Origin of the sequence: Halalkalibacter kiskunsagensis (assembly GCF_037027555.1) — a bacterium.
Lineage (GTDB): Bacteria > Bacillota > Bacilli > Bacillales > Bacillaceae_D > Halalkalibacter > Halalkalibacter kiskunsagensis.
Genome location: NZ_JAXBLX010000008.1, coordinates 26517 through 49014 on the forward strand (window position 1 = coordinate 26517; position 22498 = coordinate 49014).

The window sequence follows — 22498 nt, forward strand, 5'->3', positions numbered from 1 at the left end:
AGTTAACCGTCAACCTGATAGATTCCTGCTATTTTTACGATTCTTTTATATTTCCACCTTGAAAGAACGTTGGTTTCTTTACTCCTGAGGTCTCAGTTACGTAAGAAGCCTCAAGTACAGCGGATGGGTCAATAGATAAGACCACATCTTTTAATTTTGGATACATAAATCGATTGGTAATACAATAAATAATTAAGCGTTCATCTCCAGTATATCCACCATGTCCATACAAGTACGTTATCGAGACATCGAGCTCTTCGAGAAGTTTTTCCCCTACTTTATGTGGATGCTCTGAGATAACCATGACCGATTTCCCTTGGTTAAATCCATCCAATACAAAGTCGATCATTTTCGATACAATGTAAAAAACCGCTATACTAAACATCGCTTTTTCTAGTGTAAACACAAAAGCTGCACCAGTAAGAATGACAGCATTTACCGCTAATAAAAAAGTACTAATAGGAATATGAAAACGGCGATTAACCCAAATTGCGATCATTTCCGTCCCATCTACCGCTCCACCAGCTTTTACGACAATACCAATTCCAAGTCCTAGCATCAACCCACCATACAGGATAATCAAAACTTCAGATGACGTTATCGCAAGCATTGGCGCTAACCACCAAAGAGCTAAAGTCGTCACTCCGTTTGCATAAAGAGTTCGCACAACAAACTTCTTCCCCATAAAGCGTCCTGAAACGAGAAGAGTAGGTACATTTAATGCTAAATATACTGTCCAAATCGGCCAACCTAATTGAGAATTAACCATAATGGCAATTGCAGTTACCCCTCCATCGACTAATCCATTTGGCGCTAAAATCAGTTCAAGTCCACAAGCGACAATAATTGCACCCACCGTCAAAAAAAGGTAAGTAAAAAATATTTTCATTGGTTTCTCCTCTTCTCTTTGTCTTTCTTATTTTATCATATGATGGTAAATTAAGAATAATCGTACAAGCTTTGAAAGGAGTATCTAAATGACCTTACGCCGACTACACTCGTTACAACAATGGCTAAAAGAAAAGGATGTCGCCTATGCCTTCATCCAAGGGAAAGCAAACTTATTTTATTTGACAGGTTTCAGGTGTGAACCACACGAACGATTAGTTTCTTTGCTTGTTTTCCAAGACAACGAGCCATGTCTAATAGCGCCTAATATGGAAACAAGTCTAATTTGCCAGTCTGGCTGGAATTATCCTATAATTGGGTACAGTGACTCTGAAGATCCATGGCGGCTTATCTCAACTCATCTTTCGTCTCTCGAAATAGTTGGGTCAAATTTAGCAGTAGAAAAAGAATTGCTATCTGTTGCAAGAGCCGAACAAATAAAAGCACTATCTCCTGAACTCGCTCTTCTTAATTGTGAAGATACAATCATGAAATTACGCCTAATTAAGAATGATAAGGAAATTGCGATATTGAAAGAGGCAGCTAAGTTAGCTGATTTTGGTGTAGAAGTAGGTGTTCACGCACTCAATACGGGGCGCACTGAAATGGAAATACTTGCGATGATTGAATATGAACTGAAACGAAAAGGCATTAGAGAAATGTCATTTGGTACACTTGTCTTAAGTGGAGAACAGTCAGCAAATCCTCATGGCAAACCGAAAATGAAAAGCATTGAAAAAGGGGAACTTGTGTTATTTGATCTTGGAGTTGTGTTAGAAGGGTACTGCTCAGACATCACTAGAACAGTTGCCTTTGGAAACATATCCACTGAACAAGAGAAAATATACGAGACCGTATTAACTGCTCAAGAAGCAACATTAAGTCTCTGTCGTAAAGGAACCGTACTTGGTGACTTAGATCGTAAAGCAAGATCTATTATTACCGATGCAGGTTATGGTGCTTATTTTCCTCATCGGATTGGCCATGGACTTGGTGTAGAAGTTCATGAATTGCCGTCTCTAAACGAGAACAATCAAGACCAATTACAAGTAGGAATGACGTTTACAATAGAGCCTGGCATTTATGTACCTAAAGTAGGTGGAGTGAGGATAGAGGATGATGTACTTATCACAGAAGACGGTTATGAATGTCTCACCCACTATCCAAAAGAGCTTTTGGTTGTAAAACCTTAAGCTCATGTAGAAAAAAGAGGATGTTCAAAATAGGAAAACACTCCTTTTTGAACATCCTCACCGTTATTTTCCCTCCCAGACCCATGTATACAATTTACCTTCTCCGTTCATATAACGTATGTCTAACCGTTCTATATTTGGGTATGAGGATTTTTGAAGCCTGCTCACAAATGCTTCGACTTCTTCTTCTTCATCTAGCTTTAGGTCATTAACCATTTGTTCTACTTTTTCTTTTGCTGCAGCACCCTTTATAACACGCTCACCTTGTTCAAATTCATAGTGACTAGGGCTATCATACTCCCATTCGTACTCAATCCCATTTTCAACAACCGTTATTCGTACAGAAAAGGCAGTCATAAGTTCAGTCCCTGCCGCATTTCCTGTACCAGAAAAAAGGAACATAAATAGAAAAAACAAGATAGCAAATAGATTCCATTTTCGCATGCCGATCACCTCACTTTTAAGATGCAACAAAAATGGGATATTATTCATGAATTCCTATTTTCATTCTACTCTACAAAATTGTTTTAAATCATACCATGATTTCTTAAGATCGTAAAAAAAGAGACGATTTCATACAGATCTACCGCACCCATTCTCTCAGGTTCAATCAAATCTATATGAAAATCAGTCTCTTTTTTTACTATTTCATTTTATCGTATTGATTTTCCATTTCTTCTTCTTGATGACGTTGTTCATGTGTCCCTTGGCTATAGGAATCCATAACTTGTTGATGCACAGACATTTCACCTTCTGCATCATATGTCATGTTTGTTAACTTGTGTTCTTTCATACGTGTGCCCCCTTATAAGTAATCCATTTCTTACTTAGTATTGGCACAACGATTGGTTTTATGTGCTAAAAATCAGCTTTGTGTTTGAACATTCAAACAGTTTTCTGCCTTTTCTAACGCAACTTTGACTTGTTCAAATCCAGTCCCTCCCGCACTATTGCGACGGGCCACAACGGTCTTTGGATGGAGAACGTCAAAGATATTTTCCTCAAATAGCTCACTTGCTTCTTTATAATCTGAAAACGGCAAATCAAGAAGGAAAACACCTTTTTGAATCGCAACAAGTACCAGCTTTCCAACGACTTCATGAGCTTCTCTAAATGGCATACCTTTCGTTGCTAAATAATCTGCAAGTTCTGTGGCATTTGAGAAATCCTGATGAACGGCTTTTTCCATCGTATCAGTATTCACAGTCATGGTTTCAATCATGCCTGCAAAGATATTTAATGACCCTTTAACCGTTTCTACTGTATCAAACATACCTTCCTTGTCTTCTTGCATATCTTTGTTATAAGCAAGCGGAAGTCCTTTAAGCGTCGTTAAAAGAGAGAAAAGATTTCCGTAGACCCGTCCAGTTTTGCCTCGAATTAATTCGGCCATATCTGGGTTTTTCTTTTGAGGCATAATGCTACTTCCTGTTGCAAACGTGTCATCCATTTCAATAAATTGAAATTCTTGAGTTGACCAGAGAATTAACTCTTCACAAAGACGAGACAAATGCATCATTAAAACAGATGATGTACTTAAAAACTCAACAATAAAGTCACGGTCACTTACTGCATCTAGACTATTATGATATATACCATCAAAACCAAGTAGTTCAGCTGCATAAGCTCGATCAATTGGGAAAGTCGTTCCTGCCAATGCACCAGCACCTAAAGGTGAAATATTTAATCGTTTCAGGCTATCCTCATAGCGACCATAATCACGTTCTAGCATCCAGAAATAAGCAAGCAGATGATGAGCAAACGAGACAGGTTGAGCACGTTGCAAATGTGTGTAACCAGGAATGAGCGTTTCAATATGCTTTGTTGCTTGATTATACAACGCTTCTTGTAATTTCTTAACAGCAGCCATTATCTCTTTTGTATTATTGCGTAAATAAAGATGCATATCGGTTGCAACTTGATCATTACGGCTACGTCCAGTATGCAACTTTCCTCCAACTGGTCCAATTTCATCGATAAGCATTTTTTCAAGATTTAAATGAATATCTTCTTCAGAAACAGAAAATACCAACTCTTTTTTCTTGGCTTTTTCACGTAGAGTGTTCAGCCCAGATTTAATTTTTTCAACTTCTTCTTTTGAAAGAATTTCACATTTCCCAAGCATGGTTACATGCGCAAGACTTCCTTCTATATCTTCATCAACTAGCGCTTGATCGAAGCCGATCGATGCACCGAATGCATCGACCCACTCCTCTGCTGTTTTTGTAAAACGTCCACCCCAAAGCTTAGCCACTACTGAGTGACCTCCTTCTTCTCTTTGTTCACCATGCTATTTACTTTTGTTGATAATCCCCATAACGAAATGAAACCAACTGCAGCACTGTGATCAAATTCATCATTTGTTGAATATGTTGCAAGCTTTTCATCATATAAAGAATAAGGTGATTTACGTCCTTCAACGATTGCATGGCCTTTAAAGAGTTTTACACGGACAACTCCAGTGACTGTCTTTTGCGTTTCTTGTAAGAAAGCTTGTAGTGCTTTTGTAATTGGTGAAAACCAAAGACCATCATAAATTACTTCAGAAAGTTTCTTAGAAATAACTGGTTTAAAATGAGCTACTTCTTTCGTTAACGTAATATCTTCAAGCTCTTTATGTGCCTTAATTAACGTCATTGCACCTGGGCACTCATACACTTCACGAGACTTAATTCCTACAAGACGGTTCTCTACATGATCGATACGTCCAACCCCATGTTTTCCGGCAACTTGGTTTAATTCTAGAATTAACTGATCTAACTGATAAGATTTTCCGTTTAATGTAACCGGTACGCCCTGCTCAAATCCAATCTCAACAATCTCAGCTTGATTTGGTGTATTTTCAAGAGCAGCTGTTAATTCATATGCACCTTCTGGTGGAGTTGCCCATGGATCTTCAAGAATCCCACACTCATTTGCACGTCCCCATAAGTTTTGGTCAACTGAGTAAGGATTATCCAAATCAATTGGAATTGGAATATTGTTTTGTTTAGCATAAGCAATTTCCTCATCACGAGACCAACCCCACTCACGAACAGGAGCTAACACTTTCAGATTAGGATTTAATGCTTGAATCGATACTTCAAAACGAACTTGGTCATTTCCTTTTCCAGTACAACCATGCGCAACAGCTGAAGCGCCTGTTTGTTCAGCGATCTCAACTAGCTTCTTAGAAATAAGCGGACGAGAAAGTGCTGATACGAGTGGATACTTTTCTTCATACATCGTATGTGCTTGCAATGTCGGTAAAACAAAGTCCTCAGCAAATTCTTTCTTTGCATCAATTGAATACGATTCAATTGCACCAACATTTAATGCTTTTTGTTTAACGAAGTCTAAATCCTTGCCTTCCCCAACATCAAGTCCTACGGCAATTACGTCATACCCTTTATCTGCTAACCATTTAATTGCTACTGATGTATCCAAACCACCTGAATATGCTAAAACTACTTTCTCTTTACTCATTTCTCATTACCTCCAATGAATATTAATACTCAAAATATTATTTTTATACATAATTATTCAAAAAAATGAGTGCACTTATGACTCACGCACTTTTGCATAAAACCAAACACAATTCTTATTAATATTCATTACTTTAACAGGGGTGATTGGTTTTGGCAAGTCATTTTTTTCTTTTTTTTATGTTGTTTTTGTTTTCAATGTTCTTTCCATTCGTTATGATCTAAGATGAGGTGAATGCAAATGAGTGTAGAGTTTGTTTATGACCCCCGTCTTGGGCTTTCTATCCCCACCCTGAAATGTTCTTGGGATGAACTAGAACGTATTACTCAGGAACATGTAGTTGATACATGGGAAAATATTAGAGGTACCATTCCTGATCGTGTTAAGGAAATTGAATTAAAGATTGAAACGGTACATGAGCAATTAACGAATGAAGAAGATTTTGAACGGTCTTGTGAATTGAACCTTGAAATGGCTGAGCTTGCTTCTATTATTAATGACTTATGGATTTGGTTTCGTATGACCCCCTCTATTTCACCAACTGCTTACCTAGTAACATCATAAGTTTGGAAGGTGAATTTGTTGCCTGTTCTTCGTAAAAAAGGATGTTTCAATGGTTTGTATGACACCATTTGAAACATCCTTTAAGTTTTACTTGCCTTTATAGTTTACCCGCTAATCATTCAAATTTCCTCTAATATACGACGCTTCTGATAAAAATGTTGACCTACTTCAATTACTGATTGTGAAAAACGATAATTCATTCCTGCACCAACAGCCATTCCAATTAGAGGAATACCTTGAATAACTTTTTTTCGTAACATCGTTAAAACAAAGCTTTTAACAAGTTGTTTCGTTAATTGTTCAAAGATTGAATCCGTTATAATTGAATCATCACCTTGATAAAATACATGCTCGCGATCTTGTTCTTCAACTTCCCTAATCAATTTGTCCCACTCTTGTGCTTGATAGGATTTTGGAATTGTTGCTACATGAAATAGCTTTAACATATTCATCAGCTCTACCGGCCGTCTTACGTCATAACCATACACAAGTGCTAGATGCTGCAATGAGCGTAACTGAATCACTGCTAGGGCAGGTAAGTCAGAAAGAAGAAGAAATGCGCCTCCCATCCCCGTTAATCCACCTTGCCCTAAAGCAAGAAGACGTTGTTTGGCCATTAATTGCTCGGCTAAGTAATCTAACTGCTCTAAAGGAAGACTTTGCAAATCATCGATTGTTGTAATATTAGGATCAAACATCCTCGCATGAGCGATTACTCTTCGCTTCGTTTCTTCGTACGACCTCGTATGCTGAAGCCACCCTTGTAAATGTAATAGACATGCGTCCATAATTGCTAGCCACTTCTGCTTGCGTTTTTGACCTAGTTGGTCAAAAGCTCGTTCGGAGAACCTACTATACGTGCTCATTATATCGGTTGAATCCGAAATGAAAAATGATTCTTCCCATTGTTTAATCTCGTTCCATCGACTTTTTAATTGATTTGTTTCATTCATAAATTATCCCTCTTCATTACCGTGATCATGTTCTTTTGTATACATTTTTCTTTTGAACATTGGCGAATAAGTCCATGCTTCAGTTGTTCGTTCTTGAACCATCTCAAATGCATGTAACATCGTATTCATCTGTTTTATATGTTGAAAGAAAATAGCTTCTGCTGTTTTAGGAGAGGCCGTACTTCCAAATCCTTGACTTACCTCCCCAAACTGACTTGCTATACAGTGCTTTAAGCCAATTAATTCGTCATTATGACTAGGAATTCCTGCTTCTTTTGCAGCATCATAAACAAGTTCTAATCCAAGAGCAATATGTCCCATTAATTCTCCTGTTGTTGAGTATTCAGGAGCTACTGCCTCTGTAAAAACTTCTGTCTTACCTAAATCATGAACCAGGCACGTTGTCACGACAATATCTTTACTTACTTTTGGGTAAAGAGGAAGAAGCTGCAGTGCTGATTGAGTGACATGAACAATATGATCGAGTAAGCCCGCATAATACGTATGATGATAACTTTTGGAAGCGGGTATCGTCGTTAATCGCTCTCTTAAAATGCGTCTACTAAAAAGCTGCTTCATGATTGCTCTTAGTGTCTCTGACTGCACTTCTTCCATCATTAACCTTAACTCATGCCATAAGACCTCCCGTTGGACTCCTTTTCTTGATATTAATTCAGAAACATTTACTTGATCCTCTTCAGTAGCTACTCGAATTCTTTGAATCGTTAATTGTAGTTTCCCCCGATATGTAAGTACACTTCCTTCTACTTTCACAATTGCTTTGCGTTTAAGTTTCTCCTTCTGTTCTGCTGTAATATCCCAAAGCTTTGCCGGTATGACTTCTAAATTTCGTTCTAACAAGAAATTTGCATAATCACTTCCATTAGAAGCCTGTTTAATTTCTCGTTCTTTTATAAGAAAAAATTCTGTAACCATTTCTCCCTCTTGCAATTGTAACAATTGCAATCCCCCCTCTTATCGCTTCTTTCTTCATTCTATGCGACATAGAAAGTTTTCAGTCTAATGATAATGATAGCGCGCATCCCTTGTAAAAGCAAAGAAGCACTACTCAGATTGAGCAATGCTTCTTTTAACATTTACATGGACATACGAACTGTATCTCGTGCAATCATCACTTCTTCATTTGTCGGAATGATAATAACTTTAACGGGAGAATGTGGATAGTTAATAAAAGCTTCTTTCCCACGTACTTTGTTAAGTGCTGGATCCCAATAAACACCCATGAACTCAAGCCCTTTTAAAACTCGTTCACGGATTACCGTACTATTTTCACCAATTCCTGCAGTAAAGATAATGGCATCAACCCCGCTCATACGCGCTGCGTAAGAGCCAATGTATTTATGAATGCGAGACGTAAATACTTCAAGCGCAAGCTCAGCTCGTTCATTGCCTTCTGCAGCTTGTCCTTCAATGTCTCGTAAATCACTTGAAAAACCAGATACTCCTAAAAGTCCACTTCGCTTATTAAGTGTATCAAGAACTTCATATGCATCTTGTCCAGTCTTTTCCATAATATAAGGAATTAAAGCTGGATCAATATTCCCAGAACGAGTACCCATTGTCACACCTGCGAGTGGAGTAAAGCCCATTGATGTATCGATTGATTTCCCACCTTCAATAGCTGCAATACTTGCACCATTTCCTAAATGACAAGACAAGAGACGAAGCTGCTCAAGTGGGCGCCCTAAAAGCTCTGCAGCACGTTCTGATACGTACTTATGTGATGTACCATGGAAACCGTATTTACGAATTCCGAATTTCTCATAATACTCATAAGGCAAGCTATATAAGAAAGAAGCTTCAGGCATTGTTTGATGAAAAGCTGTATCAAAAACTGCTACGGCTGGTACATTTGGTAATACTTCTTTAAAAGCTTTGATACCCACGAGATTTGCTGGGTTATGCAAAGGAGCAAGCTCCGTTACTTCTTCAATTCCTGTTAATACTTCATCTGTAATCAATACAGAATCATTAAATTTCTCTCCTCCATGTACGACACGATGACCAATTCCATCAATTTCATCTAATGATTGAATAATTCCTAAACCTGTTAATTTATCTAGTAATGTTTTTACAGCAAAAGCATGATCAGGAATATCTAACGTATCTGTATTCTTCTCACCTTCAACTTCAATTGTAAAAACTCCATCTCCTAATCCAATCCGTTCAACTAAGCCCTTTGTAATTACTGTTTCTTCTGGCATGTTCAGTAGTTGAAATTTCAACGAAGAACTTCCAGCATTAATTGCAATAATATTTGCCATTCTTTTAGACAGCTCCTTTTTCCTTCAAACTTGCATCAATTTATCCTCTTCCATTTAAGCACCACGAAATCATCATTTCAAGTTTATTCTCTCATTTTCTTCTTCTTTCTACCATTTTCAATATTTTCAGAATTGAAAACGGTTAAAGAATACGTTTCCAGTTAAAATTTGAAAATAGGACTCAACCATTTCTTAGTCAAGTCCTATTATGCCTAAAGAGATAAGCCGATATTTATTTGATGCTAAGTTCTGCTTCAAACCATCCATTAATTTGCTTCATCATATCTGCAAGTGCTTCTTTTTTGGTGAAAGAAGGAAGTTCTGCAAGCAATGCTTGTTTCGGCTGCTTCGTACTTTCCCCTTTCTTCTGTAACATAAAAATACTTTTTCCAAATTGTTCGGATTGAAACATACTTTTAGGTAGGTGGAGTAGTCCTAGAATATTCGTTTCTTTTTTTACATATTCATGTAAATGCTTTGCTTGTTCACTTTCAAACAAAAAGTTAGGTATCACAAAAAAGAGGAACCCTCCTGCTTTTGTTTTCTGAATGGCTTGCTCCATCATTAAATGATGAATAAGCGAATGCCCCTGCGAAGAACGTAGCTCATAATCTCGTGCTACATCATCCTTTGGATAAAATCCTACGGGTAGATCTGTGACGACAATATCTACTTCTTGTAACGCTATTGGTTCTACACTGTCTTGATGAAACAAATTTAGTTCATGTTTTTGTAAGTTAGCATTTACAAAGGCAAGTTTTAATAATGTTTCATCAACTTCAAAAGCAAAAGCTTGAAGATGTGTTGTTGCATGATTTAAAAGCGTACTCACTAAGTTCCCTGAACCAACAGCTAGATCAAGTAAGGTCACATGGTCTTGCCGTTTTCCTAAAACCTTATTAACAAGATAACTTATAAACAAACTAACCGCATCTGGTGTCATTGAATGATGTGGCTGCACAGCTCCTTTCATTCCTTTTAGAACAGCTAATTGATAGGCTTTTCGAACTTCCTCAGGAGAAATTTCCTGTTGCAAGACTTTTTCTAGCGTTTGCTTAAGCACCTTGACTTGATCATCTGGTAACAATTGACGAATTTCCTCTCTAAAAAGGTTCTCCCCTGCCTCAACTAACCCCTCTAAGTAAGTACCGAGTCCATTCTCTTCTAATAAAGTCGCGGTATCGTCTAGATATGTATATAGGCCCTCGATCTTATCATCTTTCATACATTCTCTTTCCCCTTTCCTTGCTCATCCATCCGTATATTGTAGCAAAAAAAGAATTGTTCTACAAAATTCCTTTGATAACGTCTTTATTTTTAACCACTAGATTAAAATTAAAGTGTGTATAAACTTACAATTAAAAAAAGGCTTGATCCAATCTATTGGCCTCTACTAACTAAAAATAGAGTCAAATACATAAATTGGATCAAGCTCATAATTTTACTTAGCAGATTTCGCAGCTTCGATTGCAGCTTCGTAATCTGGATGATTCGTTGCTTCAGATACATATTCAGCATATGTAACTACATCATTAGAATCAATAACGAAAACAGCTCGAGCAAGCAGGCGTAGTTCTTCGATTGCTACTCCAAATGCCTCCCCAAAAGAAAGGTCACGATGATCGGAAACAGTTTGAACATTTTCAATCCCCGCTGCTGCACACCAACGCTTTTGTGCAAAAGGTAAATCAACACTTACTGTTAATACTTGAGTATTCTCTAAACCAGCTGCTTCTTCATTAAAACGACGTGTTTGCTGATCACATACCCCTGTATCAATTGATGGAACAACACTAATTAAGCGAACCTTACCTTTCGAATCAGCTAATGTCACTTCAGATAAATCATTAGCTAAAACGGTAAAATTAGGAGCTTTCTCCCCAACCTTCACCTCTGTACCTAATAAAGTAACTGGATTGTTTTTAAAAGTAATCTCTGCCATCATGCTTCCTCCTCTAAAGAAAATTATGTACAATCTCTATCTTACATGAGGAAAGAAAATATGCCAAATTTTTAGAAAAACTCTCCTCCCGCCAGACCACCTAAAAAAATGCGTAGTCATTCTCCAACCTCTCTCTCCCACCGGAGTTTGTCCTCAGGCGGGAGGTGTAGTTTTTCTTACCACCTAACCATTCACCTCTCACACCCTACATAACGGAAAGAGAAACAGCTTTTCCTTTCTCTTTCCGTTATGTAGGGAGCCTGGGCACCGTTCCTTTTAGTCAAAAACTTACCTCCCGCCATGCCACCTAAAAAAATGCGCTAGTCATTCTCCAACCTCTCTCTCCCATCGGTGTTTGTCCTCAGGTGGGTGGTGTAGTTTTCTTATCTCTTCCAAAGTGGAAACTAAAAAGTTGACTTTTCTTTTCAGAAAAAAAAGAATGGGGGAAGAACCCCATTCTTTATAGTGGCGGTTGTTGATTATTAGGTGTAGTAGTTGTTTCAGCAAACGTGGTCGTTGTTGCAGCATTTGGATTCGAGTTACCTGCATTGCCGTTTCCAATCATTTGTTGGATTTTATCTACTACTTGTGGAGCAAAGTCAAGTAATTTTTCATAAAGATGAGTGTTACTATCTAAGTGAACCATTTTAACTCCTTCACTATTAACAACTAAGAAAGCGATCGGTGTGATAGATACACCTCCACCGCTACCACCACCAAAAGGATGCTTATGCTCTTCTTTTGGTCCGCGTTCCTCAATGACAAATTCACTACCTCCCGCAGCAAATCCAAACCCAACTTTTGAAACGGGCATAATAACGCTGCCATCAGGAGTTTCAACTGGGTCACCAACAATCGTGTTTACATCGACCATTTCTTTTAAATTTTCCATTGCGGTTTTCATTAAACCTTGAATAGGATGGTCTGTCATAATCGTTTCCTCCTTCTTAAATTACATATTTTTTTCAACCGATTCTGCTTTAGGCATTTTCGGTCTTCGTCTCCAATGCTTTAATAACATTAGACCTGCAACGATAGCATGTCCGATTCTGAACGAAAACATGCAAGAAAGGTATGTATGAGATACAACTCCTTGAAACTGAGGGTCAATTGACAGTTTTGGCATAAACTTCATCCTCATTGAATTGCCGATAATGCCTATAATGCTCCCTTTCAATGCCCATATTGCTCCTGCCAGTTGAGCAGTATGGGCAGCATCGCCCACTCCAATATCTGAATGCCACGTAAACCGATTCACACTAACCTTTTTCAAAAAACGCCTAACAATATTATGCAATCCAACTACATGCTTCAAAAAATCTCTTAACCACCTTAAATCTTCCAAAATTAACTCAGGAGTAATTGGCTTTTTCTTTTTTTTCGATTCCATCATCCCAATTTTTTGTTCTTCTTCTACAAGGAGTGAAGCTGAATCTTCATCTAGCTTAATAACAGGGGCAGAAAACGTATATACTCTCATACGCCAAAGTGATACTTTCACTTCTAATAAATCATCATCCTGGTTATGCCGATAAGAGATATCAATATTCACTTTTGTAATAATAATAAATAAGCCAAGCAAAATGAGTGCTCCAATGACTATCATCCAAATCATAAATGTCTCCCTTTTATAGCGGTTATCAATTATAATCTCCTTTTTTTATATGAAATAAACCTGCCAATATTGGCAGGTTTCTTCTTACCCTATTCAACTATTTCGTTCAAAGATGACATACGTGTCCGCTAGCTTATCGTGAAGTCCTTGTTTATTGTTTGTAAAAGCTATGATTACATAAATTGCATATAAGAAAAAGAATGCTTGTTGTAAAAAGCGACCGATTCCTTCTCTGAAAAGTATTTGCGACCAATTTAGTTGATCCTTTGTAGCTGACATAACTCTCAATCCCATGACCATTTTCCCGATCGTTTGCCCGTAGATTTTTGTCATAATGGCAAAATAAAGAAAAAAGACAAGCGCTGTTAAGACAGTTTCTAGACGAAAGAATCCAACTGAATGCAGCTCATTTATATTTGTTAATTTGAACAAAGGATAGAGGAGTAGTCCATTTACTGAAAATACCACAATCATATCAAGGAGATATGCCCAAAATCGCATCCAAAACCCAGCAAAATGTAGGTCTTCTTTTTTATCAAGTTGAGTTTGATCCTTCTTTGGGCGCTCAACCTGTATTCTGTTTCGCAAACGTTCATTGACCAACCTTCTCCTTTTTAAAGGTGTTGAGTGCCGTTCAAAGATTTGATTCACTCGGTTCCCTCCCCCTTAATTTGTATAAATATATTTAAGCGTAGGCGAACGATGCGTTGATAATATTCGTTCTAGAGTCGCCAGTTCATGGTCCCCATTAAACCATTGTTTCATTGACATTGATAAAAAGGATGGAAAGCCTATATGTGGTTCGTACTTGATAACATCAACTTTTCCAACAAGTTCCTGCATCATAAGAATCGTGTCATCTAAACTGCCTAACTCGTCTACAAGGTTGAGATCTAAAGCTTGACGTCCACTATAAATACGACCATCAGCAATCTCACGCACTTCTGCCTCTGACATGTTACGTCCTTCGGCAATAATCCGAACAAATTCATCATATGACTCATCAATAAGCGATTGGAGAATCGCTCGATCTCCATCTGTCATTTCACGTGTGGCGGACATAATATCCTTATAAGGACCGCTTTTGATCGTGTTCACTTTCACACCATAATTTTCAGCAAGCTCTGCTACATTTATCGATTCCATAATCACGCCAATTGAGCCTGTTATCGTTTGTGGACTGGCAACAATTTTATCAGCAGGCGCTGCAATATAATATCCACCTGAGGCAGCCATACTGCCCATTGAAACAAAGATTGGCTTATCATACTCAAATTGTGCCTGCACGATTTTCTCATGAATTTCTGCACTTTCCACGACACCTCCACCTGGAGTATTGACCCTTATAATAATGCCTTCTACAGTTGGATTTTTTGCGGCATGTTCAATTTGAGAAAGAAACATTTGATGTCTATATCCGGTTGTTGCAAATAGCCCTCCATCTCCTGTATCTTGGATAGCACCATTTACTTCCAGAACTACAATGGACCCACCAAAGTCTTCCCCAGACTCGATGATTTGTTCTGTCCAATCTTGCCCCATCGTCTCAAAAATAGAATTTGTATTTGAAAAAATAGTTGAAGTTGCAGCATTAACAACAAGAGATACAACTAGTAACATCGCCACTGCAATTAATGCTAACCAACGCTTACGACTCATTCTCTCACTCCTCGTCACATAATGGTTTCTTTTTCCTAGTCCATGGTTATGATAACATAAAAACCAAATATGAACATTTTGAGAGGATGAGATACCATGTCATCAAAAAGGAATCTATATTTATCTTACAAGCAGACAAATGAAATGGAAGATCTAATTCAGCCAATTCGAGAACTAGCTACAAACAATGACTTTAATCTTGTTTCAACTGTAAGCGAAGCAAACATCATCGCAAGCATCGGTGGTGATAATGCTTTTTTACAAGCAACACGTAAAACAGGCTTTCGCGATGATTGTTTATATATTGGAATTAATACAGATTCGCTAGGCTTTTATACAGATTTTACGATTGCCGATATCAAACGTATGATTGATGCTATGAAAAATGATGAAGTAGAAGTTCGTCGCTATCCCGTATTAGAAGTAACTATTGATGAAGAACAACCATTTTATTGTTTAAATGAATGTTCTATACGATCAAATGTCATCAAAACATTTGTTATTGATGTCTTTATCGATGACCTCCTTTTTGAAACATTTCGTGGAGATGGAATGATTGTTTCAACTCCTACTGGTAGTACAGCTTATAATATGTCAGTTAACGGAGCCGTTGTCGACCCAACCCTTCCATCACTGCAAGTAAGTGAAATTGCCTCCTTAAACAATAATGAATACAGAACGCTTGGAACATCTTTTTTACTCGGTGCTAATCGAGATTTAACATTAAAGGTCGTACAAGATGGAAATGACCACCCTATTATCGGCGTTGATAATGAAGCTCTTAGCATTCGCCACGCGAAGCAACTAAAATTGCGTTTAGCAGATCGCTCAATCAAAGTATTAAAGTTGAAAAATAATTCGTTTTGGGAAAAAGTACAGCGCAATTTCTTATAAGAAAAGTAAGCCTGCCCCATACGTCTTTCTTAGTAGGACAGGCTTATTTTTAGTTCATATACATAATTGTATTATCAACTACAGTCATAACCAGGTTCGTGAGTAGAATCTCATCTGCTTTTATTGAAAAAAGATTTCGATCAAGAATTGTAAAGTCAGCTACAAACCCTTCAGCTATGTATCCACGTTCTCGTTCGCGCTCAATCGCATACGCACTTCCTGAAGTAAATAGTTGAACGGCTTCAAATGGAGTTAGTTTTTGCTCTGCCCCGTAACCTTCATGGGATTCTCCCACTCTTTTTCTTGTTACAGCTGCATGAATACCCAGTAATGGGTCAACTGGTTCAATTGGGGCATCAGAGCCTCCCGCACAATGCAAACCAGAATCAATCAAAGTTTTCCATGCAAATGATTTCTTAATTCTGTCTTCTCCTAACCTCTCCATTACCCACGGGAAATCAGAGGCCACAAATCTAGGTTGCAAATCAAGAATTAATGGCAATTTCTTCATACGCTCAATCAATGATTCATTAACAACTTGCACATGAATTAAACGGTCTCTTCCCTCTTCTAATGGACATTGCTCCAATACTGTTAAAGCCATATCCAGGGCACCGTCACCAATCGTGTGGATAGCTACAGGACGATTTTTTTTTCGAGCCTTCATAACAATTTCTTTCATACTTTCCTCTGAATGAATGGCCACTCCTGATGTTGACGGATCATCTGTATATGGATTAGATAAATAAGCTGTTCTTCCGCCTAGGGCTCCGTCAGCAAAAATTTTGACCGCTCCGAGCTCAATAAAAGGTGTAACCTCGCCTTTGTCGTATCCTTCCTTTTCCATTTCCCATATCGCCTCATGATGTACAAGCAGGTGTGCGCGAAACTTAACTTCTCTACCGTCTATTACCTTGAAGAATTGGTCAAATGTCTTTTTGAACCCCCCGTAATAATAGAGGTCTTCTGTATGTCCTCCAACTAACCCAACACGAAACAGGTCGTTAACAGCTACTTGAAGAGCTCGTTCCACATACTCTTCTGATACATTTGGGATTACATCTTTCACTAAATCAGCCGCAGTATCAAGAAGATATCCCGTCGGTTCACCATTGTTATCGCGTACAATAACTCCCCCTTTTGGATCGTCTGTTTCCTTTGTTATACGGGCTAGTTCTAATGCTTTGCTGTTAACAAGTGCAGCATGGCGGCAAATTCGTGTAAGAAACATCGGTTTATTTAGTGAAATTTCATCAAGCTCCTGTTTATGAAAAATTTTCCGATCAGAGAAATTATTTTCATTCCATCCTTCACCAAAAATCCAATCATTGTCATTTGAACTTCTATATTTTTCCTCTAATTTTCTTTTCATTTCTTCAGCAGAATTGACCTCTGATAAATCAAGACGAATCAACTTTTCGCCGTGACCAATAATATGGAGATGGCTGTCGACAAACCCCGGATAAACAAAAGCACCCTGTAAGTTATGCCTCTTTTCAATCAAACCAGAGAAACGATTTTCTAACTCCTCTTGATCTCCTAATCCACGAATGAAGCCATCTTCTACATAAACAGCAGAAACTGACTCATTCTCGTCTCTCATTGTAAAAAACGTTCCATTATGCCAAAGTGTTCCCATCAAACGATCCTCCTCAATAATCCACTTACACCTTTCATCCTGCCAGAAACCGCACTAACATGCAATTTTTTTAGAGAAAATCTATCTGTCATTAGATCCTTATAAATAGAACCTAATTGATTTCACACGATCCCGTACTTAATTTAGTCTTATATAGAAAAACGAACCCTACTGTAACAATGGTAAGGTTCGTCCAATAAAATTACTTTAAGCAAGATTTGTTTTCTCCTGTTGCCGCAGTTCCACTCTTCTAATTTTTCCTGAAGACGTTTTCGGCAGTTCTTTTACAAACTCAATTCGTCTTGGATATTTATAAGGAGAAGTCAATTTTTGTAATAGGAGCAGCTCTTTGCAGACTTCTGGTTCTTTGAGGGATGATGAAAAACGTTGAGGTTATTTCGCACTCCTTTGTGTCTTAAGCTAACTGCTACTACTGTTTTCACAGTTCGGGACTTGAACCGTAGAGAATATGCGAATGCCTGGGGCATATAAAAGAGAAGGGTGAACAAACACCCTTCTCACAGCCATGATATATTTAATTATTGTTGTGATCCACCCATTTGTTGTTCAGCCATTTGAACTAAACGCTTAGTGATCTCTCCACCAACAGAACCGTTAGCACGAGACGTTGCATCAGCACCAAGTTGAACACCAAATTCAGAAGCAATTTCATACTTCATTTGATCAAGAGCTTGTTGTACACCAGGTACAAGAAGTTGATTTGAATTACTGTTGTTGTTACTTGCCATGTTTATCACCTCCTTCTGTACTCATAGAATGAGTAAGAGACGTGTAAAACATGCAAAAAGTTTATTGGTAATTGCTGAGAATTTTCAGCTCTCCACAAACACATTCATCATTTGATAAATGAGCCAATTATGATCCAGATTTATTTATGACAAAAGATTAAAACAGATTATCAACATCGTTATTAACGGGGGTTGAACTTGTAAGAACTATCTTCTCTGTACGTTCAACCGCATCGTTCACATAGCGCTCCACTTCAATATACTGCTCATATTTATTCGCCTGCTCTCTCTTTGGTCTTGTTTTAGAGTCAGGAGGTAAAAAGATCGTACAACAATCTTCAAAGGGCAATATCGATGTTTCATACGTATCTATTTTCTTAGCTAGGCTAATAACTTCTAATTTATCCATCGTTACAAGTGGACGAATTATCGGCAAATTTGTAACCTCATTTATCGTATTCATGCTATGCAACGTCTGGCTAGCGACCTGTCCAAGACTTTCGCCAGTAGCAAGTGCTAATATCTTCCGCTCATTCGCAATTTTTTCACTAATTCTTAGCATAACCCTTCTCATAATCGTCATTTGTAAATTACTTGGAATTTGCTGGTGAATATGCTTTTGTACATCTGTAAAAGGAACTAAATGCACTGTAACGCTACTGCCAAACTTCGTCAAAGCTTTTGCCAAATCCAACACTTTTTGCTTAGCACGTTCATTTGTATAGGGTGGGCTATGAAAGTGAACAGCTTCAATTTTCGCTCCACGCTTCATCGTTAAATAACCAGCTACTGGGCTATCAATCCCACCTGACAGCAACAATAACACTTTTCCGCTCGTACCAACCGGTAGACCACCAGCTCCTGCATAGGATCCTGATGTAACATACGTTGCGGTTTCTCGAACTTCTACTCGAATATCTACATCTGGGTTGTGAACATCTACTTTAATATCTTCTGAATTTGCTAATACATACCCTCCGATTTCTCGGTTTAGTTGCATCGTATCAAGTGGAAAAGGCTTATAAGCTCTTCTCGCGGTTATCTTAAATGTATTCACTTTCACATGATCATTTAATACTTGTAATGCACCTTTTTGCATTGCTTCTATCGTATTTTCAACCTTCAGAGCCAAACTAAAAGAATGAATACCAAAAATATGTTGTAACTTTTCAACAATTGGTTCATGATTCTCACCATTTAGTTCAATCACAATTCGACCATATGTCCTTTTTACTTGTAAGTTGGGTATGAGTTTCAGACTCATTTTTATGTTTTGCTGCAATTGTTTTTCAAATATTGAGCGATTTTTCCCTTTTAAGGCAAGCTCGCCAAATCGAATTAGAATATGATCATACATCATGAATTGATTACCTCCCGTAATTCCGGAATAATAGCTTTAATCTCCGTTATAAATCGATCTATCTCTTGCTTTGTTGTCTCATATGAAAAACTTACACGGATCCCTGAACTAGCTCTTTCTTCACTGAATCCCATCGCACTCAGCACTCGACTCGGTGCAGATAATTTGGACGAACAAGCTGACTTCGTAGATACATAGACCTCTTTTGCTGTTAGCGCTTGGACAACTACTTCAGGTTTCGTCCCAAGTATCGAAAAGTTTATAATATGAGGTGCTACATGTTTGATTGGACTGTTTATAACGACTCCCTCAATTGTTTCGAGATCTCTAATTAATTGCTCACGTAGACGTACAAGCTCGCTATGCCTACTTTGTTTTTCAAAAGCGACACGTAGTGCTTTAGCCATCGCAACAATACCAGCTACATTTTCTGTACCTGCACGTAGCTGATTTTCCTGGTCTCCCCCATGAAACAATGAATCGATTCTTAGTCCCTCTCTTACAAATAAAAATCCAGTTCCCTTCATACCATGGAATTTATGAGCAGAACATGAGCAAAGGTCTATCCTTGCTTTTCGAATATTCAAAGGGACTTTCGTTAGTCCCTGTACATAATCAACATGAAAATGAATTTGTGGAAAGTTCCCTAATAATTGCCCAATTTCATAAACAGGTTGAATCGTACCTGTCTCGTTATTTACATGAATAACAGAAACAAGAGTCGTGTCTGGTCGTATCGCAGACTCAAGCTCTGAAACATGAATTCTCCCTTCATGATCAACTGGTAAATAGGTCACTTCAAAGCCCTCTTGTTCAAGCTGAGCAAACGCTTCGAAAACAGAAGCATGTTCCACTTGGGTCGTAATAAGATGCTTTCCGCGACTTCTTTTTGCCCAAGCCGTGCCTTTTATTGCTATATTATTTCCCTCTGTTCCACCAGAAGTGAATATGATTTCCTTTGCTTTTACACCAAGTACATTCGCTATCCTGCTTCGGGATTCTGTTACAAGACCTTCAGCCTGCATCCCAAGAGAATGAAGAGAGGACGGATTCCCAAAGTAAGTCGATGCTACTTTTGAGTAAGTATCAACTATTTCTGGATAAGGTTTCGTCGTAGCACTATTATCTAAGTAAATCATCTCATCTTCCCTCCTAAAGTCTCGTTCTAACTCTACGCATCCATATATGTTAGCACAAAAATGTTAAATGACAATAGAAAAACTTGGCTTTTGCAAGATCCCTAAAAAAATAAATCAAACTCACTCCGAGTTCTTTCTCGACCGAAGAACTCGCGTAAATTCTCGTAACCGCTTATCATTTTGTTAATTCATAAAAAAAAGACCTAACCAAGAAGTAACTCGACTCCTTAATCAGACCTTTTCTACATCTTACACAGGCAAATATTCTTTTACAACGTTTAGAACGTCTGGTTCATATTTTTCTATTACACGAACAGCACAATCAAGTGCTTCTTCATATTCATATTGTCTGAAAAGTAATTCCGCTTCATTTAAACCAGCTTCCACTTTTTCCGAACGACTACGATAGCGATTTCCATATTGAATAACACGTTCTACTAGTTCAGCTAATTCAATCATTTCATGAATCAACTCACTGTTTTCCTCAACAATTATTGTAGCTTCTTCTACTAACACGTTTACACGCCCGAGTTCAAGTGGAACTACTTGTAGCTGATTCGAAGCATCAATAATTTTCTCTTCAGCACTTTGTAATTGATCAAGTGCTCGATTAGGCAATCCTGGAATATTACTCTTTTTTAATACACGGTTCATCTCAACCATCGTATCCTGAAGAGAATGTAAGGTTTCTTTTGCTTTCCGCTCATCTTCTCGAAGAGCAAACAAAGTCTCTTTTTCTTGTTCAATACGAGTATCTAACTTAATCATTTCACTTTGCCATTCATCAACTAAGTCTCTAATCGACGTGTATGTTTGTTTTTGATTGTCTGCTAAGTCACATAGAACATACAACTTATTCGTTAAGTTATGTACATTTTCTTTCATTTGCTTTTGCTCATTTATTTGCTGATCAGAGATGAAATAACTTTGCTGAACATCCACCGTTTCATTAAATAATGCTTCAACTTTTTCTCTGCTTATTTGAACCTGATTTGTTAATTCGTCTAATTTAGTAAATACATATTGTTTTGATTCAACTTCGAATTCTAACATCTCATAAAGCTGGTCAATTTGATTAGACATTTCAGTAAGCTTGTCCTCGACTCCATCACATTTTAAAACGAATAAATCCTCTTTGATTTTTACTAATTCCTTCTCAATCATTTCTAACCTAGACTGAATCGAAAATGCTTCGAGTTGATAGCCAGCTTGATCCATTTCCTCCATGCCGTTTTGTATCTCTTTCACCTCAGCGGGAATTTTTGTTTCGACTTGCACGAGAAGTCTAGGATAGCGCTCAATTAACTCTTCTAATTCCTTAAGTAGAGTAGTAGCTTCTAGTAGATAATTTCTTGCTTGCAAGTAACTTCCATCAGAAGTCGATTGGTCAAATGACTCGAACAATTCATTGATTTTATCCATATTTTCATCAAATGCAGTAAGTCCAGGACCTAGAGAACCTCTTTTTTTAGTTATAATTGTAAATAGCTCTTTATAGGCTGACCGAACCTCATCTATTTCAGTACGATTTTGTTCTTCACTAGAAACAAGACTTTGCACGTCTTCTAAAAGTTGTTTGATTTGGTCTTCAATCCCAACAAGCCTTTGATCCGTAGTTGCTAATTCCTGTTGTGCTTTTTTAAAGCGATTTTTAGCAGCATAGTCCTCTATGTCAAAGAGACGTTCTTCAATATCAGGTAAAATGGTTCCGACAATTTCATCCCACTCACTTCGCCATGTTTCAAACTTTTCTTCTGTTTGTCCGGACATTTGCAGTCGCTTTACTTTACCAATTTCATCCGGGATATCCCGGTTCAGTATTCCATTTTTCCATTCCTCTAATCGATCAACCTCTTTATAAATACGCTTCCGCATAATTGCACTCACAATTATGAAAATGACTATAAGCGCTATAGCTGGATAGATAAAATAAATCATGTGAGGACTCCTTTCTTCCGCTCTTCTAATCTACAACATTACATTTTTAAGCTTCTTGTTGTTTCGGCATATAAAACAAAAACCCTCTATTTTTGACAAATTTGTCTAAGATTTTTACGATTTTGATAAATATTATGATACCATGAAAATGCTACTTTGTATGCTTTTTTTAGATTGGTTTAAGCCAAAAAGAAAGGTACTATATTTGTAAAAAG

The 22498-nt window shown here is 37.7% G+C and carries 22 protein-coding genes; 3 read left to right on the forward strand and 19 right to left on the reverse strand.

Going from position 1 to position 22498, the window contains the following annotated elements; genetic code table 11:
- Positions 1-34: 34 nt before the first annotated feature.
- Positions 35-889, reverse strand: a complete 855-nt coding sequence (locus SLH51_RS06230) for a YitT family protein (RefSeq protein ID WP_335959970.1) — start codon at positions 887-889, stop codon at positions 35-37.
- An 88-nt stretch (positions 890-977) separates the two neighbouring features.
- Here SLH51_RS06230 and SLH51_RS06235 point away from each other — a divergent pair, with 88 nt between their 5' ends.
- Positions 978-2081, forward strand: coding sequence for a M24 family metallopeptidase (locus SLH51_RS06235; protein ID WP_335959972.1), 1104 nt, complete (start codon positions 978-980; stop codon positions 2079-2081).
- Positions 2082-2144: 63 nt separating this feature from the next.
- On the opposite strand, the gene SLH51_RS06240 is transcribed toward SLH51_RS06235, so the two are convergent.
- The 4 genes from SLH51_RS06240 to SLH51_RS06255 form a co-directional block, all read right to left on the reverse strand.
- Complete coding sequence (locus SLH51_RS06240) at positions 2145-2525, reverse strand: hypothetical protein (RefSeq protein ID WP_335959973.1); 381 nt, start codon at positions 2523-2525, stop codon at positions 2145-2147.
- Between the two features lie 199 nt (positions 2526-2724).
- Positions 2725-2874, reverse strand: coding sequence for a hypothetical protein (locus tag SLH51_RS06245; protein WP_335959974.1), 150 nt, complete (start codon positions 2872-2874; stop codon positions 2725-2727).
- A 72-nt stretch (positions 2875-2946) separates the two neighbouring features.
- Positions 2947-4335: an argininosuccinate lyase gene (gene argH, locus SLH51_RS06250; protein ID WP_335959975.1), complete on the reverse strand. Its 1389-nt coding sequence runs from the start codon at positions 4333-4335 to the stop codon at positions 2947-2949.
- Positions 4335-5546 (reverse strand): argininosuccinate synthase, encoded by a 1212-nt coding sequence (locus tag SLH51_RS06255; protein WP_335959976.1) that lies wholly within the window; start codon positions 5544-5546, stop codon positions 4335-4337. The genes argH and SLH51_RS06255 overlap by 1 nt, the downstream gene beginning before the upstream one ends.
- 240 nt (positions 5547-5786) lie before the next feature.
- Here SLH51_RS06255 and SLH51_RS06260 point away from each other — a divergent pair, with 240 nt between their 5' ends.
- The gene (locus SLH51_RS06260) at positions 5787-6110 is read left to right on the forward strand and encodes a hypothetical protein (protein ID WP_335959978.1); all 324 of its coding nucleotides are present in this window, start codon (positions 5787-5789) and stop codon (positions 6108-6110) included.
- Between the two features lie 119 nt (positions 6111-6229).
- Here the strand turns inward: SLH51_RS06260 and SLH51_RS06265 are convergent, their stop codons facing one another.
- From SLH51_RS06265 to sppA, 9 genes are all read right to left on the reverse strand, one after another.
- Complete coding sequence (locus tag SLH51_RS06265; protein WP_335959980.1) at positions 6230-7063, reverse strand: EcsC family protein; 834 nt, start codon at positions 7061-7063, stop codon at positions 6230-6232.
- A gap of 3 nt (positions 7064-7066) precedes the next feature.
- Entirely contained in the window at positions 7067-8023 is a 957-nt protein-coding gene (locus tag SLH51_RS06270; protein ID WP_335959982.1) for a 3'-5' exoribonuclease YhaM family protein, read from the reverse strand.
- A gap of 137 nt (positions 8024-8160) precedes the next feature.
- Complete coding sequence (locus SLH51_RS06275) at positions 8161-9348, reverse strand: acetate kinase (protein ID WP_335959984.1); 1188 nt, start codon at positions 9346-9348, stop codon at positions 8161-8163.
- Positions 9349-9580: 232 nt separating this feature from the next.
- Positions 9581-10573 carry a class I SAM-dependent methyltransferase gene (locus SLH51_RS06280; RefSeq protein WP_335959986.1) on the reverse strand — a complete coding sequence of 331 codons (993 nt, stop codon included), beginning with the start codon at positions 10571-10573 and terminating at the stop codon, positions 9581-9583.
- Between the two features lie 216 nt (positions 10574-10789).
- Positions 10790-11290 carry a thiol peroxidase gene (gene tpx / locus SLH51_RS06285; protein ID WP_335959988.1) on the reverse strand — a complete coding sequence of 167 codons (501 nt, stop codon included), beginning with the start codon at positions 11288-11290 and terminating at the stop codon, positions 10790-10792.
- Between the two features lie 460 nt (positions 11291-11750).
- Complete coding sequence (ytfJ, locus tag SLH51_RS06290; RefSeq protein ID WP_335959990.1) at positions 11751-12221, reverse strand: GerW family sporulation protein; 471 nt, start codon at positions 12219-12221, stop codon at positions 11751-11753.
- 21 nt (positions 12222-12242) lie between these two features.
- Positions 12243-12905, reverse strand: a complete 663-nt coding sequence (locus tag SLH51_RS06295) for a DUF2953 domain-containing protein (protein WP_335959991.1) — start codon at positions 12903-12905, stop codon at positions 12243-12245.
- A 93-nt stretch (positions 12906-12998) separates the two neighbouring features.
- The gene (locus tag SLH51_RS06300; RefSeq protein WP_335959992.1) at positions 12999-13556 is read right to left on the reverse strand and encodes an RDD family protein; all 558 of its coding nucleotides are present in this window, start codon (positions 13554-13556) and stop codon (positions 12999-13001) included.
- Positions 13557-13571: 15 nt separating this feature from the next.
- Positions 13572-14564: a signal peptide peptidase SppA gene (gene sppA, locus SLH51_RS06305; protein ID WP_335959994.1), complete on the reverse strand. Its 993-nt coding sequence runs from the start codon at positions 14562-14564 to the stop codon at positions 13572-13574.
- 96 nt (positions 14565-14660) lie between these two features.
- Between sppA and SLH51_RS06310 the strand changes: the two genes are divergently transcribed.
- Positions 14661-15458 carry an NAD kinase gene (locus SLH51_RS06310; protein WP_335959996.1) on the forward strand — a complete coding sequence of 266 codons (798 nt, stop codon included), beginning with the start codon at positions 14661-14663 and terminating at the stop codon, positions 15456-15458.
- A 49-nt stretch (positions 15459-15507) separates the two neighbouring features.
- Here SLH51_RS06310 and SLH51_RS06315 read toward each other — a convergent pair whose 3' ends face one another.
- The 5 genes from SLH51_RS06315 to ezrA all read right to left on the reverse strand — a co-directional run bounded on the left by SLH51_RS06315 (position 15508) and on the right by ezrA (position 22283).
- The gene (locus SLH51_RS06315) at positions 15508-17097 is read right to left on the reverse strand and encodes an amidohydrolase (protein ID WP_335959998.1); all 1590 of its coding nucleotides are present in this window, start codon (positions 17095-17097) and stop codon (positions 15508-15510) included.
- Between the two features lie 539 nt (positions 17098-17636).
- Complete coding sequence (locus SLH51_RS06320) at positions 17637-17846, reverse strand: alpha/beta-type small acid-soluble spore protein (RefSeq protein ID WP_332689879.1); 210 nt, start codon at positions 17844-17846, stop codon at positions 17637-17639.
- 157 nt (positions 17847-18003) lie between these two features.
- Complete coding sequence (thiI, locus tag SLH51_RS06325; protein WP_335960001.1) at positions 18004-19206, reverse strand: tRNA uracil 4-sulfurtransferase ThiI; 1203 nt, start codon at positions 19204-19206, stop codon at positions 18004-18006.
- The gene (locus SLH51_RS06330) at positions 19203-20345 is read right to left on the reverse strand and encodes a cysteine desulfurase family protein (protein ID WP_335960002.1); all 1143 of its coding nucleotides are present in this window, start codon (positions 20343-20345) and stop codon (positions 19203-19205) included. The genes thiI and SLH51_RS06330 overlap by 4 nt, the downstream gene beginning before the upstream one ends.
- 249 nt (positions 20346-20594) lie before the next feature.
- Positions 20595-22283 (reverse strand): septation ring formation regulator EzrA, encoded by a 1689-nt coding sequence (gene ezrA / locus SLH51_RS06335; protein WP_335960003.1) that lies wholly within the window; start codon positions 22281-22283, stop codon positions 20595-20597.
- Positions 22284-22498 lie beyond the last annotated feature (215 nt).